This is a genomic window from Luteimonas kalidii (genome assembly GCF_029887935.1).
GTDB lineage: Bacteria > Pseudomonadota > Gammaproteobacteria > Xanthomonadales > Xanthomonadaceae > Luteimonas > Luteimonas kalidii.
Map to the genome: position 1 here is coordinate 336,857 of NZ_JARXRO010000014.1, position 17,634 is coordinate 354,490.

Annotated in this window: 12 protein-coding genes; 8 read left to right on the plus strand and 4 right to left on the minus strand. The window is 67.9% G+C overall.

Annotation, left to right across the window (positions count from 1 at the left end; genetic code table 11):
- The first annotated feature begins 5 nt into the window (after positions 1–5).
- Genes QFW81_RS07100 through QFW81_RS07125 form a run of 6 tightly spaced genes read left to right on the plus strand, consistent with a single transcriptional unit; the run spans position 6 to position 11,614 of the window.
- A complete protein-coding gene (locus QFW81_RS07100; protein WP_280577981.1) occupies positions 6–377 on the plus strand; it encodes a GPW/gp25 family protein in 372 nt (123 codons plus the stop codon).
- Positions 374–2,959 (plus strand): putative baseplate assembly protein, encoded by a 2,586-nt coding sequence (locus tag QFW81_RS07105; RefSeq protein ID WP_280577983.1) that lies wholly within the window; start codon positions 374–376, stop codon positions 2,957–2,959. The genes QFW81_RS07100 and QFW81_RS07105 overlap by 4 nt, the downstream gene beginning before the upstream one ends.
- A complete protein-coding gene (locus tag QFW81_RS07110) occupies positions 2,956–5,733 on the plus strand; it encodes a putative baseplate assembly protein (RefSeq protein ID WP_280577985.1) in 2,778 nt (925 codons plus the stop codon). The genes QFW81_RS07105 and QFW81_RS07110 overlap by 4 nt, the downstream gene beginning before the upstream one ends.
- Positions 5,730–7,835 carry a hypothetical protein gene (locus tag QFW81_RS07115; RefSeq protein ID WP_280577987.1) on the plus strand — a complete coding sequence of 702 codons (2,106 nt, stop codon included), beginning with the start codon at positions 5,730–5,732 and terminating at the stop codon, positions 7,833–7,835. The genes QFW81_RS07110 and QFW81_RS07115 overlap by 4 nt, the downstream gene beginning before the upstream one ends.
- A gap of 32 nt (positions 7,836–7,867) precedes the next feature.
- Positions 7,868–11,101, plus strand: coding sequence for a DUF6519 domain-containing protein (locus tag QFW81_RS07120; protein ID WP_280577990.1), 3,234 nt, complete (start codon positions 7,868–7,870; stop codon positions 11,099–11,101).
- Between the two features lie 12 nt (positions 11,102–11,113).
- Positions 11,114–11,614, plus strand: a complete 501-nt coding sequence (locus QFW81_RS07125; protein WP_280577991.1) for a hypothetical protein — start codon at positions 11,114–11,116, stop codon at positions 11,612–11,614.
- A gap of 45 nt (positions 11,615–11,659) precedes the next feature.
- On the opposite strand, the gene QFW81_RS07130 is transcribed toward QFW81_RS07125, so the two are convergent.
- On the minus strand, positions 11,660–12,730 hold the full coding sequence (locus QFW81_RS07130) for an NAD(P)-dependent alcohol dehydrogenase (RefSeq protein ID WP_280577993.1): 1,071 nt from the start codon (positions 12,728–12,730) through the stop codon (positions 11,660–11,662).
- A gap of 37 nt (positions 12,731–12,767) precedes the next feature.
- Between QFW81_RS07130 and QFW81_RS07135 the strand changes: the two genes are divergently transcribed.
- Positions 12,768–13,145, plus strand: coding sequence for a hypothetical protein (locus tag QFW81_RS07135; RefSeq protein WP_280577995.1), 378 nt, complete (start codon positions 12,768–12,770; stop codon positions 13,143–13,145).
- Between the two features lie 110 nt (positions 13,146–13,255).
- Here QFW81_RS07135 and QFW81_RS07140 read toward each other — a convergent pair whose 3' ends face one another.
- The 3 genes from QFW81_RS07140 to QFW81_RS07150 all read right to left on the minus strand — a co-directional run bounded on the left by QFW81_RS07140 (position 13,256) and on the right by QFW81_RS07150 (position 16,402).
- On the minus strand, positions 13,256–15,424 hold the full coding sequence (locus QFW81_RS07140) for an AAA family ATPase (RefSeq protein WP_280577997.1): 2,169 nt from the start codon (positions 15,422–15,424) through the stop codon (positions 13,256–13,258).
- A 78-nt stretch (positions 15,425–15,502) separates the two neighbouring features.
- Positions 15,503–15,865 (minus strand): BRCT domain-containing protein, encoded by a 363-nt coding sequence (locus QFW81_RS07145; RefSeq protein WP_280577999.1) that lies wholly within the window; start codon positions 15,863–15,865, stop codon positions 15,503–15,505.
- 123 nt (positions 15,866–15,988) lie between these two features.
- Positions 15,989–16,402: a hypothetical protein gene (locus tag QFW81_RS07150; protein ID WP_280578001.1), complete on the minus strand. Its 414-nt coding sequence runs from the start codon at positions 16,400–16,402 to the stop codon at positions 15,989–15,991.
- A gap of 322 nt (positions 16,403–16,724) precedes the next feature.
- Here QFW81_RS07150 and QFW81_RS07155 point away from each other — a divergent pair, with 322 nt between their 5' ends.
- Complete coding sequence (locus tag QFW81_RS07155; RefSeq protein WP_280578003.1) at positions 16,725–17,198, plus strand: hypothetical protein; 474 nt, start codon at positions 16,725–16,727, stop codon at positions 17,196–17,198.
- Positions 17,199–17,634: the final 436 nt, after the last annotated feature.

Here is a 17,634-nt window from a genome sequence, read left to right on the forward strand (position 1 = left end):
CCGCCATGCCCCACCTCGACTTCCCCTACCGCTTCGACGGCAGCGGCCGCACAGCAAGCACCGGCGAGGCCGACCACGTGCGCGACCTGATCGCCCAGGTGCTGCTGACCGCGCCGGGCGAGCGGGTGATGCGCCCGGACTTCGGCGCCGGCCTGCTGCAGCTGGTGTTCGAACCCAACAGCGTGGCGATCGCCGCGACCGCGCAGATGCTGGTGCAGTCCTCGCTGCAGCAGCACCTCTCGCACCTGATCGCGGTCGACGCGGTGCGCATCGGCAACGACGACGGCGCCCTGCGCGTCGATGTCGACTACCGCCTGCTGCGCGACGGCAGCGCCGCCAGCGCCGCGATCGACATCCCCGGAGGCGGCGCGCCATGAGGTACCACTGCTGCGATCCCCGCCGGCTCGAGGTGCTGCGCCGCTCCGGCAGCGACAACGCGATCGACTTCGTCGAGGTGCTCGACCGCGCCGCGCCGCCGGGCGTGCCGCGCCAGCGCACGCTGTTCGTGCGGCTGCTGCGCGACGGCTTCGCCCTCTCGCCCGAGAACCTGCGCATCGGTGGCGGCGAACGCATCGCCAGCGTCGGCATCGCCTGGTGCGCGGCAGCGGACGACCTGCCGCCCGAAGCCGAACCCGACCTCGCGGACGGCCTCGACGATCCCGCGCGCACCCTGGTAGTGCGCACCGATGGCGAGGGCGATTTCTCGCGCTACACCCTGGCCATCGTGGCCAACTCGGGCGACGACGTCCCGCCCGCCGGCTTCGACCCGCTGCTGTCGCGGATCGAGTTCTCGTTCAAGGTCGAGTGCCCTTCGGATTTCGATTGCGCGCAATCGCTGCCCTGCCCCACCGAGGTGGCCGCCGCGCCCGACATCGATTACCTGGCCCGCGACTACCCCGGCTTCCGCCGCCTGATGCTCGACCGCATGGACCTGCTGGTGCCGGGCTGGCGCGAACGCTCGGCGGCGGACCTGGGCGTCACCCTGGTCGAACTGCTGGCCTATGCCGCCGACAACCTGTCGTACCGCCAGGATGCGGTGGCGAACGAGGCCTACCTGTCCACCGCACGCCGCCGCAGTTCGGTGCGCAGGCACGCGCGCCTGGTCGACTACCACCTGCACGACGGCTGCAACGCCCGCACCTGGGTGCAGGTGCGGCTGGCCGAAGGCAGCGGCGACCTGGTGCTGGCGCGCGGCACGCGGCTGCTCACGCGGGTGCCCGGCATCGGCGCGGTGATCGAGCCCGGCAGCCGCGATGCGCGCCAGGCGATGGCCGCGGCGCCGGTGGTGTTCGAGACCGCGCACACCGCCACCCTGCATGCCGAATGCAACGAACTGGCGTTCTACACCTGGGGCGACGCTGGCTGCTGCCTGCCGCGCGGCGCCACCGCCGCCACGCTGCGCGAGCACCCGCCGCTGGCGGTCGGCGACGTGCTGGTGTTCGTCGAAACCCGCAGCCCGACCACGCTGTCGGAGCACGATGCCGATCGCAGCCATCGCTGGGCGGTGCGGCTGACCGCGGTCGAACCCGCCAGCGATCCGTCCGGCGGCCTGTTCGAAGACCCGCCGGTCGACGAAGCGCGCGACGTCACCCGGATCGAATGGGCAGCCGCCGACGCATTGCCGTTCCCGCTGTGCCTCGGCGTCGAATCGCATCCGGACCTGGTGTTCGCGGTCGCGCGCGGCAACATCGTGCTCGCCGACCACGGCCACACCCTGCCCGACGAAGCGCTGCCCGAGGTGCCTGATGCGGTGCGTCGCTATGCACCCGGCGCATCGCACGCCGATCGCTGCGGCACGCGCGAACGGGTGCCGGTGCCGGTGCGCTACCGCCCCTGGCTGGCCTCGCAGCCGGTCACCCAGGGCTTCTCGCTGGCGGACCTACTGGCCGCGACCCAGGACGAGAGCCCCATGCCGCTGTGGCCCGCGAGCCAGCTGCTGCCGCTCGATCCGCGGCATGCGCTGCCGCGGATCGCGCTGCTGCAGGACGCGCCGCAATCGCCGCCGTGGAGCCCGCGCCACGACCTGCTCGGCAGCGATGCCGGCGCGCCCCACTTCGTGGTCGAGACCGAGCACGACGGCCGCACCCGCCTGCGCTTCGGCGACGACCGCAACGGCAAGCGCCCCAATCCCGGCACCCGCCTGCGCGCGCGCTACCGGGTGGGCAACGGCGTGGCCGGCAACATCGGCGCCGACGCGCTGGCGCACCTGGTGTTCGATCCGGCGCTGTACGCCGACGGTCCCGATCCGCCACCCGATCCGACCGCCATCGAGGCGATCGGCAACCCGATGCCCGCCGCCGGCGGCACCGCGCCCGAGGACGTGGAAGCCGCGCGCCGCGACGCGCCGCACGCATTCCGCACCCAGGAACGCGCGGTCACCGCCGACGACTATGCCGCCGTGAGCGAGCGCAGTGCCGAGGTCGGCCGCGCCGCCGCGACCTTCCGCTGGACCGGCAGCTGGTACAGCGTGTTCGTCAGCGCCGACCGGCCCGGCGGCGCACCGGTCGACGCCCCGTTCCGCACGGCCCTGCGCCGGCACCTGGAACGCTTCCGCATGGCCGGCTACGACGTCGCGGTCGACGCGCCGCGCATGGTGCCGCTGGATCTCGCCCTGCATGTCTGCGTGAAGCCCGGCTATTTCCGCAGCGACGTGCTGGCCGCGGTGGAAGGCGCGCTCAGTGCGCGCGTGCATCCCGACGGCAGCCTCGGCCTGTTCCATCCCGACCGTTTCAGCTTCGGCGATCCGGTGTACCTGAGCCGCGTGGTCGCCACCGCGCAGGCGGTCGCCGGCGTGGCCTCGGTGCGCGTCGACCGGTTCCGGCGCCTGCTCAATGGCGGCGCGTCTTCGCTGGAGGAAGGCGTGATCCGGCTCGACCGGCTCGAGATCGCCCAGCTCGCGAACAATCCCAATTTCCGTGAACGCGGAAAGCTGTCGCTGTCGGCGGGAGGCGGACAATGAGCGCACTGCGTCCCGACGCGAAGGCCGGCAGCATCGCGCCGCCGCCGGGCAGCGAAGCCTGCGGCTGCTGCGAGGGCATCGACGCCGCCACCCCGCAGGCGCACGCCAACCGCCATGGCCTCGATGCCGTGGCCTACCGGATCGGGCGCCACCCCGATTTCCGTTCGAGCCTGATCGACGGCCTGTCCGACTCGACCCTGCTGATCGATCCGGCCGAGCCGGTCGACCCGACGGAACCGGCCGAGCCGAAGCCCAGCCCGCTCGCGAATCTGCTCACCCGCGACACGGACGACTTCACCCTCGGCCTGATCGACGCCTTCGCCTGCAGCGCCGACGTGCTCGCCTTCTACCAGGAGCGCATCGCCAACGAATCCTGGCTGCGCACCGCCACCGAGCGCGTCTCGCTGCAGGAAATGGGCCGGCTGATCGGCTACCGCCTGCGCCCCGGCATTGCCGCCGAGACCTGGCTGGCCTTCACCCTGGAACCGCCACGCGCGCCGCCGCCGGGCGCGCCGAAGGAACCGGGGATGTTCGTCACCGGCATCCCCACCCAGGTGCGGCTCGACGCCGGGCTCAAGGTGCAGAGCGTGCCCGGGCCGAACGAGAAGCCGCAGACGTTCGAGACGGTGGAGGCGATCGAAGCGCGTCCGGAGTGGAGCGCGATGCGCCCCTGGCTGTCGCGCCCGCGGCTGCCGGCGATGGGGGATCGCACGCTCTGGCTGCAGGGCGTCGCCACCGGCCTCAAGCCCGGCGACGCGCTGCTGGTGGTCGGCGCCGAGTTCGATGCCAATCCCGCCAGCAACCGCTGGGATTTCCGCATCCTCAGCGAGGTGCTGGCCGAACCGGACTACGACCGCACCCGGGTCTCGTGGAAGCGCGCGCTCGGGTCGCTGTCGCCGGCGATGTCGCCTGCCGGCAACGACGTGCGCGTGTACGCGCTGCGCCAGCGCGCCTCGGTGTTCGGACACAACGCGCCGATGTGGCGGACGATGCCGCTGGAGTTCCGCAACGACTACAAGGGCGAACCGCCGGTCCTCTTCGGGTCCGTACGCCGCATCGTCACCGATGCGGAGTACGTCGAGGCGGGTGGCTTCGAGCACGCCGGCTTTTCCGCCACGCTCTCGATCGCGCACGAGGAGTGGCCCGACTTCGTGGTCTCACCTGCGGGCCCGACCGCGAACGGCGGCCATGTCGACCTCGACGCCGCCTATCCCGCTGTCGCCCCCGGCGGCTACGCCGTGCTCGCCTACGGCGCCTACGACGCCGCCAGCGATCCCGCGCCGGTCGACACCTATGTCGAGCTGTACCGCGTCGATGGCGCCTCGGAAGTCGCACGCGCGGAGTTCGCGCTGTCGGGTAAATCCACCCGCCTGCGACTTGCCGGCGACGAGTACGACCGCTTCGACAGCAAGGTGCGCACGCTGAAGGTGTTCGCGCAGTCGGAGGAACTCGTGTTGGCGGAGACGCCCGTCACCACGGCCGTCTCCGGCGACACGCTGCCCGTCGCCGTGGCCCCGGCCGGACTGGACACCGGCCGTCGCATCATCGTCCAGGGCACTGCAACCAGCGGCCAGTCCATCGTCCACCGCGCCACCCTCACCGCCGCGGCGCGCAGCGACGGCGGCGGCGCCCTGCTCGACATCGATCCACCCCTGCCCGCCGCGCTGCAGCGCGAATCGGTGACGGTGCTCGCCAACGTCGCCACCGCGCGCCATGGCGAAACCGTGGCCCAGGTGCTGGGCTCCGGCAGCGCCAGCCAGGCGCACCAGCGCTTCGAACTCAAGCAGGCGCCGCTCACCTGGCGCGCGGCCGCGAACGAACTCGGCGCCGCCGCCGAACTCACCGTGCGCGTGGGCGGCATCGAATGGAAACAGCGCGACAGCCTGTACGGCGCCGCGCCCGGCGACCACGCCTACACCCTGCGCACCGACGAGGCCGGCCGCGACTGGCTGCAGTTCGGCGACGGCGAACGCGGCGCGCGCCTGCCCAGCGGCAGCCAGAACCTGCGCGCCAGCTATCGCAAGGGCACCGGCGCCGAAGGCAACGTGCGCGCCGAGGCGCTCACCCAGCTGATGACGCGCCCGCTCGGGGTCAAGGGCGTCGCGAATCCGGGCGCCGCCGAAGGCGGCACCGATCCGGAACCGGCCGCGCATGCGCGCAGTTCGATCCCGCTCGGCACGCGCACCCTGGGCCGGGTGGTGTCGGTACTCGACTACGCCGACTTCGCACGCGCCTATGCCGGCATCGCCAAGGCGCAGGCGCAGGTGCTGCAACTCGCGCATGGCCCGGTGATCGCGATCACCGTCGCCGGCCAGGACGGCGCGCTGCTCGCAGAGACCAACCCGATCTGGGCCAATCTGCGCGACGCGCTCGCCGCGGGCGGCGACCCTCACGTGTCCGTGCGCCTGATGGGCTTCGTGGCCAGCACTTTCCGCATCGGCCTGAAGGTGAAGTGCGATCCGGCGCATGATCCCGCGACCGTGCTCGCCGCGGTCGAGGCCGCCCTGCGCGAGGCGTTCTCGTTCGACCGCCGCGAACTCGGGCAACCGGTGCAGCAGTCCGAAGTGGTGTCGGTGGCGCACGCGGTGCCGGGCGTGGTCGCGATCGACCTCGACCTGCTCTACGGCGGTACCTCGCCCTTCCTCCAGACCCTGCCCTCGCGCCAGGTGCGGCTGCTGGCCTCGCGGATGCGGGTGGCCGGCGGCCTGCCGCGGCCGGCCGAACTGCTGACCCTGCATCCGGGCCCGCTGGCAAGACTGGAGACCATGCCATGAGCCTCGATGCGCAGCGCCTGTACGAACTGCTGCCGGCCATCCACCGGATCCGCGACGATGCGCTGGGCGAGCCGCTGCGTGCGCTGATCGCGCTGTTCGCGCGCGAACTCGAGGCGCTGGAGGAAGACGTCGAGCAGCTCTACGACGACCAGTTCATCGAGACCTGCGCCGACTGGGTGGTGCCCTACATCGGCGACCTGATCGGCTACCGCCCGCTCGCCGGTATCGCCGCCGACGTGTCGTCGCCGCGCGCGGAAGTCGCCAACACGATTGCCTATCGCCGCCGCAAGGGCACCGCGCTGATGCTGGAGCAGCTGGCGCGCGACCTGCTCGGCCGGCCCGCGCATGTCGCCGAGTTCTTCGAGCAGCTCGCGACCACCCAGTACATGAAGCACCTGCGCCCGCATGCCGTGGCCAGCGCCGACCTGCGCTCGCAGCCGGCGATGCGCGCGCTCGGCGGCGCCTTCAACACCACCGCGCACACCCCCGACCTGCGCGCGCCCCAGGCCACGGCCGAACTCGGCGGCGGCCGCTACAACATCCCCAACATCGGCATCTTCGTGTGGCGGTTGCTGGCGTTGCCGCTCACCGGGATCCCGCTGGTGCCGCACCCGGGCGACGCCGGCGGCACCCGCTTCCGGCTCAATCCGCTGGGCGCCGACCTGGCGCTGTTCCGGCGCCCGCGCAGCGAGGACTCGATCGCCACCCTGAGCGCGCCGGTGCATGTCGCGGCGCCCCTGGACGTGCGCGGCATGGCCGCGGCGGTGCGCGTGGCGCAGGACGCCGCCGATCCCGCCACGGTCGCCCACGACTACGGCCTCGGCGACAGCCTGGTCCTGCTGCGCCCGGGCGCCGAGGCCGACAGCTGGGAACCGGTGCCGGTGGCGGAGATCGTGATCGCCGACCTGCGCGACCTGCCGGGCAACGACTGGAACCACCAGGACACGATCCCCGACGACCGCATCGCGATCGATCCCGAACGCGGCCGCGTGGTGCTGGGCGCGAACGTCGAAGCCCCGCTGCGCGCCAGCTTCCACCACGGTTTCGCGCGCATGCTCGGCGGCGGCGAATACGAACGTGTGCCCGAGGGCGAGACGCTCGCGCTACAGGTGGAGGCGACAGCCGGAGAAGCACTGCAACCGCACCTGGATGCGATCGCCCCCGGCGGCCGCCTGCGCATCGGCGACAGCCTCACCTACACCGCCCCCACGACGCTGCAGGTGGACGCGCCCGCCAATCCCGACGACGACGCCACCGTGGTCGTCGCCGCCCGCAACGGCGCGCGCCCGCTGCTCGCCGCCGCGGGCGACATCACCCTCGACATCGGCGCCGGCGCAAGTCTCGTGCTCGACGGCCTGGTGATCTCCGGCGGCGCGCTGGTGCTGCCCGACGCCGGCGACGATGCCACCCGCACCCTCGTGCTGCGCCACTGCACCCTGGTGCCGGGCCTGTCGCTGCTGCCCGACGGCAGCGCGGCCTCGCCCGGCGCGCCCAGCCTGGTGATCGAACACCCGTTCGCCAACGTGCGGCTCGAACACTGCATCACCGGCGGCCTGCGCGTGGCGGCCGGCGCCGAGGTCGAACTGGTCGACTGCATCGTCGACGCCGGCGCGCCCACCGCCGTGGCCTACGCCGCGCCGGACGACGCCTCCGCCGGCGGCGCCCTCACCGTGCGCGCCAGCACCCTGGTGGGCAAGCTGCACGCGCGCACGATCGAACTCGCCTCCGACACGATCTTCCATGCCGCGCTGGAAGATGGCGACGACTGGCTCGCGCCCGTGCGCGCGCAACGCACCCAGCACGGCTGCGTACGCTTCTGCTGGCTGCCGACGGATTCGATCGCGCCGCGCCGCTACCGCTGCCTGCCGGACGACACGCACCCGCGCGTGCGCCCGCACTTCAACGCGCTGCGTTACGGGCAGCCGGCCTACATGCAACTGCGCGCCAGCACGCCGGCGGCGATCCTGCGCGGCGCCAGCGACGAGGGCGAGATCGGCGTGATGCACGCCCTCGCCCAGCCGCAGCGCGAAGCCAACCTGCGCATCCGCCTCGACGAATACCTGCGCCACGGATTGCGCGCGGGCCTGTTCCACGCCACCTGATCCTGCCTTCCGATCTTCGATGGAGTCGTCCCATGGCCACTGACCTGTCCCGCATCCGCCACGATCCCCTGCTCGACTGGTCCGGCGTGCAACTCAAGCAGGGCGGCGTGCTGCTCGATGCCGATGCCAACGAGCTGGTCGCCGTGCTCGACCGGCGCCTGCGCGCGCTCGCCAGCGACGTGCTCGGCCGCTCTACCGTGTCGCAGACCACGCCCGACGCCTTCCGCATCACAGCAAGCGGCGGCGGCCTGCGGATCGGCCGCGGGCGCATGTACGTCGACGGCCTGCTCGCCGAGAACCACGGCGGCGGCGAGCCCGCGTTCGATCCGCTGCTGGCCGAACCCAACGCCGCCGGTCCGCTCGACTACACCGCGCAGCCCTACCTGCCGGACGCGCCCGACCTGCCCACCGCCGGCCGCCGCCTCGTCTACCTCGACGCGTGGAATCGCGAAGTCACCGCGCTCGAGGATCCGTCCCTGGTCGAAAGCGCGGTCGGGGTCGACGCCAGCTCGCGCCTGCAGACCGTGTGGCAGGTGCGGGTGCTGGATTCTCAACTCGACGCCGGCGCCAGCTGCGCCACGCCCGACGGCGAACTGCCCGGCTGGAGCGCCCTCACCGCGCCGAGCGAAGGCCGCCTGACCACCGGCACCTACGAGGTGCCGCCGCTCAGCGATCCCTGCGAACTCCCGCCCACCGGCGGCTACCGCGGGCTGGAGAACCAGCTCTACCGCGTCGAGATCCACGACCCCGGGCTGCCCGGCGGTGGCGCCACCTTCAAGTGGTCGCGCGAGAACGCCAGCGTCGGCGCGCGCGTGGCCGCGTACATCTCCGCGACCGAGCTGGAACTCGAGACCCTCGGCCGCGACGAAGTGCTGGGCCTGCGCGACGGCGACTGGGTGGAGATCCTCGACGACCCGCGCGAGTTCGCGCAGCTGCCCGGCGAGATCCGCCGCATCTCGATCGACGACCCCGGCAACCGCCGCATCAGCTTCGCCCCCGCGCTGCCCGCCGGCATGCTGCCGCCCGCCTTCCCCGACGACGCCCTGCCCGCGCAGCGCAACCTGCGCGTGCGCCGCTGGGACCAGGGCGGCCGGGTGTTCCGCGTCACCGCCACCGGCACCACCGCGCAGGTGCAGGACCTCGATGCACCGGGTTCCACCGGACTGATCGACGTGCCCGCCGCCGGCACCGAGCTGATCCTGGAAAACGGCGTCACCGTGTCCTTCGCCAGCGCCGGCACAAGTGGCTTCAAACGCGGCGACTGGTGGACCTTCGCCGCCCGCACCGCCGATGCCAGCGTGGAACCGCTAGCCGCCGCCCCGCCGCGCGGCACCCACCACCACTACGCGCGCCTCGGCATCTGGGACATCGCCTCGGGCAGCGTCAGCGACTGCCGCACGCCCTGGCCGCCCGGTGGCGGCGACGACTGCGGCTGCAGCCAGTGCGTCACCCCCGAATCGCATGCCAGCGGCCAGCTCACCATCCAGGCCGCCGTCGACCGCCTGCGCGACCGCGGCGGCACCGTCTGCCTCACGCCCGGCAACTACGCCCTGCAAGAGCCCGTGTTCCTGCGCGGCGCGCGCGCCATTACCATCCGCGGCCAGGGCGCGACCACCATCGTCACCGCCGCCGGCTCGGCCTTCGTGGTGGAAACCGGCATGGCGATCTGCATCGAGAAGCTCTCGGTGCTCTCGGCCGGGCTGGAATCCGCGATCCGCATCCAGACCGCGCTCGGCGTCACCCTGCGCGAGCTGATCGTATTCGCCTACGACGGCATCCGCGACCGCCGCAGCGCCGCCGTGGCGCTGTCGGGCCTGTGCGCGGGGATCACGATCCGCGACAACCTGTTCGTCGCGCCCGACGGCATCCGCACCGAGACCGCCAACGAAGGCGGCCCCGCCTTCGCCCTGCTCGGCGCGCTGGCGATCGAGCACAACATCCTCGCCTGCCAGCGCAACGGCATCGTCTTCGACGGCAGCGTCGGCCACCTGTGGGACAGCCGCATCGGCGACAACCAGTTCACCGACTGCCCCTCGCACGGCGTGCGGGTGCTCGGGCTGGCCACCGCCGGCGCCTCCCTGCGCGTGGAAGGCAACAACCTCAACCTCACCGGCCACGGCATCCTCGTAGGCACCGGCAACGCCTGGATCGAAAGCAACCGCGTGCACGGCACCGGCGACACCCCGCACGTGGACGGCAACGACGGCATCGCCCTCGTCCCCGGCCTGGACCGCGCCGGCGCCACCCAGGTGCACGTGCTGGCCAACCAGGTCAGCGGTTTCCGCAACACCGGCATCGCCATCCGCGCGCGCATCGGCGACCTGATCGCCAAGCTCAACGTGGTGCGCGACTGCGGCAACGGCATCGTGATGGCCGAGGACGCCGAGTCCGACTCGGCCAGCATCGAGAACAACCACGTGCGCGACATCACCGGCGCGCCGGGCGATGCCGATCGCGCCATCGTCGCCGGCATCTCGGTGCTGCGCACCGCCGCCGCCACCATCGCCGGCAACCAGGTGCGCGACATCGCCCGCAACGCCCAACAGCGCATCTCGCTCTCGGCCGGCATCGTCGCCACCGGCGTCAACCGCTCGCGCATCCACGGCAACGAGGTGAGCGGCATCGGCCCGGTGGGCGACTTCAACGGCGCCGGCGTGGGCCTGCTGGTGCAGGCCCCGCTCGACCGCACCGAGATCGCCCACAACCAGGTGCAGCGCGACGACCAGACCCAGGCCGGCAGCGGCGACTGGTATGCCCTGCTGGTGGGCGGCGTGGCCTCGCGCGTGGTCGACGACGCCGGTGCCGTGGCCGACCTCGACCTCACCGCCGCCGTGGCCGTGCACCACACCGTGAACGTCTCCACCGTGCGCCTCGACACGCGCCGCACCCTGGTGCTGTCCGGCGACCGCGCCTACATCGCCACCGCGGCCACCGACCTGCTCGCCGCCTCGGTGCTGGCGCGCGGTTCGGTGGCCACCGTGATCGGCAACATGCTGCTCGCGCGCGGCGGCTCGGTGGCGGTGGAAGTGCGCGCCGGCGGCGAGATCATGTTCAGCGACAACTGCTGCGAACTGTTCGACAACGCCCAGAACCCCGCCGTGCGCCTGGTCGCCCCGGTGCTGGTGCTCAACGCCAACCGCGTGCGCAGCGTCACCAAGCCCACCGTGCAGCTGGTCAGCCAGTCCGTGGCCGCCCTCGGCAACATCACCACCAATGGCATCGAGCCCCTGCCCGCGCAGTGGCAGCCGTTCAACCTCAACGCCTGACAGGAGCCCCCCATGCGATTCCTCGTGATCAAGCAGGACACCTCGCTGCAGGCGCTCACCGCCCAGCTGGTGAAGGACGGCGACCATGCCCCCGCCGCGCTCGACCGCCTGCGCGCCCTCAACCCGCACCTCGACCTGCAGCGCGTCGGCAAGGGCGCCGTGCTGCTGCTGCCCGACTCGCCCGGCTACAAGAACGAAGGCGACAAGGCCGGCGACGACGGCTTCGACCTGTTCGCCAAAGAGGTGACCGCCGCCCTGCGCGACGGCACCACCCGCGCCACCGACGCCCTGGCTGCGAACGAGGCGCAGGAAAAGGAGTTCAACAAGCTGTTCAAGAGCGCCGCGATCCGCAAGCTGTCGGACGAGGACACGGCGCTGCGCGGGCGGCTGGACACCGTGGCCACCCGCGCGAGCGCGGCGGCGAAGGTGTCGAAGGAAGTGGCGCCGCAGCTGGAGGCGTTGAAGAAGGGGGCGGCGGAGGAGTTGAAGAAGTTGCGGGGGTTGCTGGGGTGAACCCGTGGCGGGCCCTCCCGTCCGCCACCGGCCGAAGCGGAAAGACTAGTCCCCCATCGTGATGAGGCTCTTGCCGCGCGTGCGGCCCTGTTCCAGGAACTCGATGGCCTGGGGGACCTGATCCAGGGGGAAGCGGCGGTCGATGACCGGACGCACGCTGCCGCCTTCGAGCATGGTGCGCAGCACGGCCAGGTCGTCCTTGTTGGTGCTGGCGAACAGCGTCACCTGGGTCTGGCTGGCGAAGGATGCGGTCAGCCGGGTGGCCAGCATGCGGCCCAAGGGACCGATCCACGGGTTGTTCTTCGGCCCGGTCACCATGACCAGGGTGCCTTCCGGCTGCAGGGCAGCCCGCAAGGCCGCGACCGGATGGTTGCCGACGTTGTCGATCACCAGGTCGTAGCGCGGGCCGCCGCGGGTGAAGTCCTCCTGCGCGTAATCGATGGTGTGGTCGGCGCCAAGCGAGCGCACCAGTTCCGTGTTGCGCGCACTGCTGACGCCGGTCACTTCGGCGCCGAGGGCCTTGGCGATCTGCACCGCAAAGGTGCCGACGCCGCCGGAGGCGCCATTGATGAGGACCTTCTGCCCGGGCTGCAGCTGACCGGCATCGCGCAGCGCCTGCAGCGCGGTGATCGCCGCGATCGGAACGGCGGCGGCCTGTTCGAAATCGATGTTGCCGGGCATGTGCACCACGGATTTGCTTGCGTCCACCACAACGTACTCGGCGAACGCTCCGCTGGCGGCTCCGAAGACCCGGTCTCCGGGCCTGAAGTCATCCACGGCAGAACCCACCGCCTCGACCGTGCCGGCGAAATCAACGCCGGCGCGCGGATTCTCCGGCCGACCGAGGCCCGACGACAGGCGCATCACATACGGCTTTCCATGCAGGTAATGCCAGTCCAGGGGGTTCACGCCGGCTGCGCGCACGCGCACCAGCAATTCGTCCTCGGCCGGGACCGGCCGCGGCACCTGTTCGAGCCGCAGCGCCTCGGCACCCCCGTAGCAATGCACGCGGATCGCCTGCATCGAGTTGCCGGACTCCGACAGTGCGGCAGCAGGCGGACAGGCCGCATCGCGACTGAGCACCACGGCGAACACCGCGCCCGCGGCCGTCAGCACGCCAAGGAATCCCAGCAGCAGCTTGTTGCGTCGACGCATGATGAATCCCCCGGGATCGGACCCCTTGCACTCAAGGTGCGCCGCTGACCGCGCGCCCGCACGTGCCAATCGTCCACGTGCCAATCGTCATTGCGTTGGAAGGCCCAATACAGCGCCCGGTGCTGGTGTTCAACGCCGCGCCACCGCCGCCCTGGCTGCGAACGAGGCCCAGGAAAAGGAGTTCAACAACCTGTTCGAGAGCGCCGCGATCCGCAAGCTGTCCGACGAGGACACGGCGCTGCGCGGACGGCTGGACACGGTGGCCACCCGCGCAACCGCGGCGGCCAAGGTGTCGAAGGAGGTGGCGCGGCAGCTGGAGGCGTTGAAGAAGGTGGCTGCGGAGGAGTTGAAGACGTTGCGAGTGCTATTGGGGTGAATGACCAAGCCAGTGAAGGAAGTCGGCTTTGTCCCCTGTTTCGCAATCTCCTGCTCTCTGAACTGGCCTCCAAATAGTCTCTCTACTCGAAACCGGGGCGCATCGCATTCTCAGCATTTGGACATGGCCTTGAAGTGGTCTGGATAGCCTGTCTTCTCGAATACAAGGCGCAGCCCCTCCTTGAAAACCTCATAGTCGAATTCCTTCATGTCTATGATGTTCTGGCCGAGTGAGTGTGATTCTCGATTAATGTATCTGCAAAAAGCTTGGTACTTTGTGTCTTGGAGTTCAGGCATCTGAAAAACGTTGTTCAAGTCCTTTTTCCGCACGAAGTTGAAAAAGTACTCGACTATGTTTCTCATACAGTTTGCGACGAGTGCTGGCGGCTGAGTCTGGTCATTTACGACGGACCAATAAGCTTGGTAGTCGTTCTGAATTTCCTCATACTTCATCTCTTGAATCACGCTGCCCAACGATGTCTTTGACAGCCTGAACAACTTCTGCGTCTTCTCTCGGCGCTCGTGATTCGGGTCTGTCAGCTCGTAGAAGAAGTACAGACTATGGGTCAGTACGATGACCTGACTAAACCTATCCCCCTTGAAAAACACAGATCGAATGAGCTGCCCGACATTGAAGACGAATACATGTGAAAGGCTAGAGATTGGGTCATCAATTACCGCGACCCGTTGAGCCTGCGTGTCCGCAGCACTGGATTTGCCCTTACAAAGCTCGCAGAAGTAAAGGAAGCTGATCATCATCTTCTCTCCTTCGCTTAGCGAGTTAAATGCGTCTTTTGAATCACCCGCCCGCACCACGCGATAGAGACTATCCGTGTACTTCTGTAAGCTGAAGTCATCGATGCCCAGGTCTAAAAGACCCGCATTGATAGCCGTGACCGCTTGATCCACATTTACAGTTTGCTTTTGCGCCTCCTCAATCTCCCCCGTGACCTTGTTCAACTCATCACCAATGCTCCCGACTACCGCATTTAAGCCTACGATTTCTTGATCAAAGGCCTGTCGATCCGCTTCGAATCTTTCCATTGTTTGATCGAACTGCCAACGCATCAACTGCCAAAATTCGTGGCGCAACTTTTCGAGAGCGGATGCGCGGTTCTTGAGCCTGTCGTTGTATACCTTGACTTCTGCGTTGACCTGACCAACTTCCGAATTGAACGCGACAATTATGTCGCTTGTATCGGCGAGCACCACCGGGACCTTAGGACTCTTTGACTTTTCCTCAATATTTCGAACATTATTCTGAAAGGCGTCGATTAGTAACTGATACTTGTTGGAGATTGAGTCCTTGCGCTTCTGTGCGAAGGCGTGGTCTGTAAAAGAAGTTAGCGCGGGCAATGCTTTGACGGCGGTCTGGTATGTGTCTAGAAGCTGATCAAGCTCGACTAACTGCTGCTGGTAGGTCTCGTCGAAATATGACCTAACGCTTTCAATGAATTTCTCCGATATGGTTTCTTGCTGGCAAAATGGGCATTGAGTGTTGGAATCACCTGCATCCTGAGACAGGTATGACAGGCCTTGCTTTACCCAGTCCGAATTACCGAGCTTTTCGATTAGATCCGCAACCTCACTATCGGCGTTGCCAAGAATGGATACTCCAAATATCGAGTCGCTCTCGACGTCATGAGCGCCAAAATTCAAAGTTGGCAGTAGCTGCTGATATTGAGCACTATCACCCTTAAGTGCTTCGACTTCCTGACGGATCGTTTGCACACCTTTTTCAGGCGAACTGAGGGGCTTGGAGATTCCCTGCAGATGCGCAAAGAGCTTGTCTTTTTGCCCCTTCAGACCCTCAAGACAGTACTCGAGAACGCGATCACCACCAGCATAGGTCTGCTTGATGCTCCAAACCTTATCAATGGCCTGTTGCTTCTGGGCAGAGAAGGACTGTTCTGCCAGCTCGATTTCACGACGTTTTGCTTGTCGATTCTGCTCAAGCTCGCCTTGCCTCTTTGTCGCATCGGCAATTTTTTGTTCCGCCGCTTTGTTCTCTTTTGAAAGACTGAAGATACCCTTCAGGCTATCAGCAACAAAAAAATTGTCTTGTATGAATTTCTGGTTGTAAACGAGAACTGGCACCGATTCGGCGCGCATCTGTTTGCACAGCTTGAACGCTGAATGTTGAGAATCGTACAAAAAATTGGAGATTGTAGATTTGCCGGTGCCGTTTAAGCCGTAGACAAGATTGATCTTCTTGTCCGTCACCAGCGAAGTCGCGTGCCTAAAGCTAGCCACCGCGTCCATGTGGATTTGAGTAATCATCACTCGCTACCCCCGGCTCCAGAGCACATAGCGACAGAATTAAACCGCGCCACGAAGCGACATCGGCTTGGAAGATTGTTAGGCCGCGACCTCGCCTGTTGCAAGCAGGCGCTCAAACTCGGCCCTCGTCAGCAGCGTAACTCCCTGCGCTGCAGCCTTACTAAGCTTGGCGGGTCCGGCACTCTCACCAGCGCAGAGAAACGCGAGATCGTTGGTCACCGACGTTGCAACTCCAAGCCTGTGCTTTCTGGCTAACTCCGCTAGTTCCGCCTTCTCTGTCGCCGAGAAGCCTGTGAAGCAGACTTGCAGCATTTTGTCTTTACGTGTGGCGCAGTTCGCATAAACCCAGTCCCAGCCCTCGCTCTCGGACATCGCTGAGATCACGTCGGCCGAGAACGGACTCTTGGCCTTGAGAATACGGGTCAGCTTTTCACTTGGCATAGCCGCCTAACACCAGAGTTCAGCCGCGTTGTAGCGGCGATTGGCTGAGGTGGCAAGCTTTATCTGCCGCCTCANAAGCGACGATACAACGGCGGTTGCGGCGATTCGTTAGGTGGCGCATCGCTACGTCCATCCCTTCCATGCCTCTCCGGGCTCGTTGATCTCCAAGCCAATTAGCGTAGCGACTATTGTCGCTGGCAGGAGCAGACATAGCGCCTTCCAGAACAGCCCCAAGTCGAAGACCCTGTCATAGCCGGCGAAGACCAATGCGACTAAGACACATAGAGCGGCGGAAGCGAGATACGCGAGCAGTCTGATGCCTCTCGAGGCAGGCGCACCGGCTCGGAAGTAGTACGCGATGTTGGTGCCGAAGTAGACACCACCAGAGCACACGGCAACCTGGAAGTAGAAGCGAAATCCAAAGCCCACTCCGTTCCAAAATTCTCCCATCGCGTAGGGCGAAGTCAGCTTACTAGCGACCAAGAGCGCGGCTAGCAAGCCAGCCACGATAGTGATGCCTATCAGCGCTGCTTTCACGTTCGCCTCCGTACTGCTCGACCTGCCACCTAACATCAGGCAGACCCAAATCCGGGGGCCCTCTGGCCAGATACTCGCGCAAAGCGGGGTGATACGGAATACCACTTGCTTTTGCCGATATGCGAAGCACGGTAACAGACCTCCCCATGCCTCCCACCACCGTCGCCCATTCTCTGGCAAACTGACCCCGCACCCGCCGCCGGCCCTGCCGGCGCGCAGATCGTTCACGCCACAGGGAAGCGGCGGGGCGGTGCCGATGGGCTTGCAGGCACGCAGGGCGTGCCGGCCCCGGCATCCCACATGGAATGCAAAGGAGAATGCAGTGAGCCAGGATCTGATCGACCTCACCCTGTCCGAGGCCCAGTTGTCGGCGGTGGACAATGCCCTGTTGGAGCTGGAAACCCAGCTGTCGGGCCTGATCGCGATGAGCGTGCAGCAGCGGCGCAAGCTGATGCGGATGGGCGACAAGTCCGAATCGTTCTGCCGGCAGACGCTGAGCGTGCTGGCGCAGAACCCGCAGGTGGTGCCGCCGAGCCTGCCGCTGGCCGGCGCGCAGGCGGACCTCGCCACCCTCGATGCGTTGCGCCCGCGTCTGCAGCGGCTGCAGCGCCTGGCCGAACGCGCGGTGGACAGCGAGACCGCGCTGGGCAGTGACGTCATGCGCTGCGCGCTGGACGGCTATGCCCTGCTGAAGGTGGCCGGCCGCAACCAGGGACTTGAGGGGCTGCGGAAGGAGATCGGCACGCGGTTCGCCAAGGGGCCGCGGGCGTCGGAGGGGGCGGAGGACGCGGCCTGAGGGCTGGCAGTCGCTAAGGAGTCACAGGGCCGCGCTTGCGCGGCCCTTTTTGTTCGGAACGCGGGGCTTCGGGCGGCAACGGTGAGGCGTGGAGGGCTTTCCGTGGGCTGGCCGGGTGCGACGGAGCGGCTTCGAGGGCCTATCGAGAGCCTTTCGGCTACTTCGATGAGGGTCCAGGGCTGGGCGCCGGGCGGCCGGGCATCAGGCGAGACCTCGCGGGAGTCAACGGTGACGCTTTTTTTGTCATCGATGCGCCTGCGGGCTTCGACGTTGGGGCTTTCCGGTACAAGGTCGAGGGTCGGCGGGTCACGGGTGACGCTACGCCCGTCATCACTGGCATGTGAAGCGGCAGCGACGGCGTGGTGCGCGTCGGTCGCGCGGGGTCTGCTGCCGGCCAGAAAACGGGGAACGCGTGGATCGCGTCGACAACCTGTCC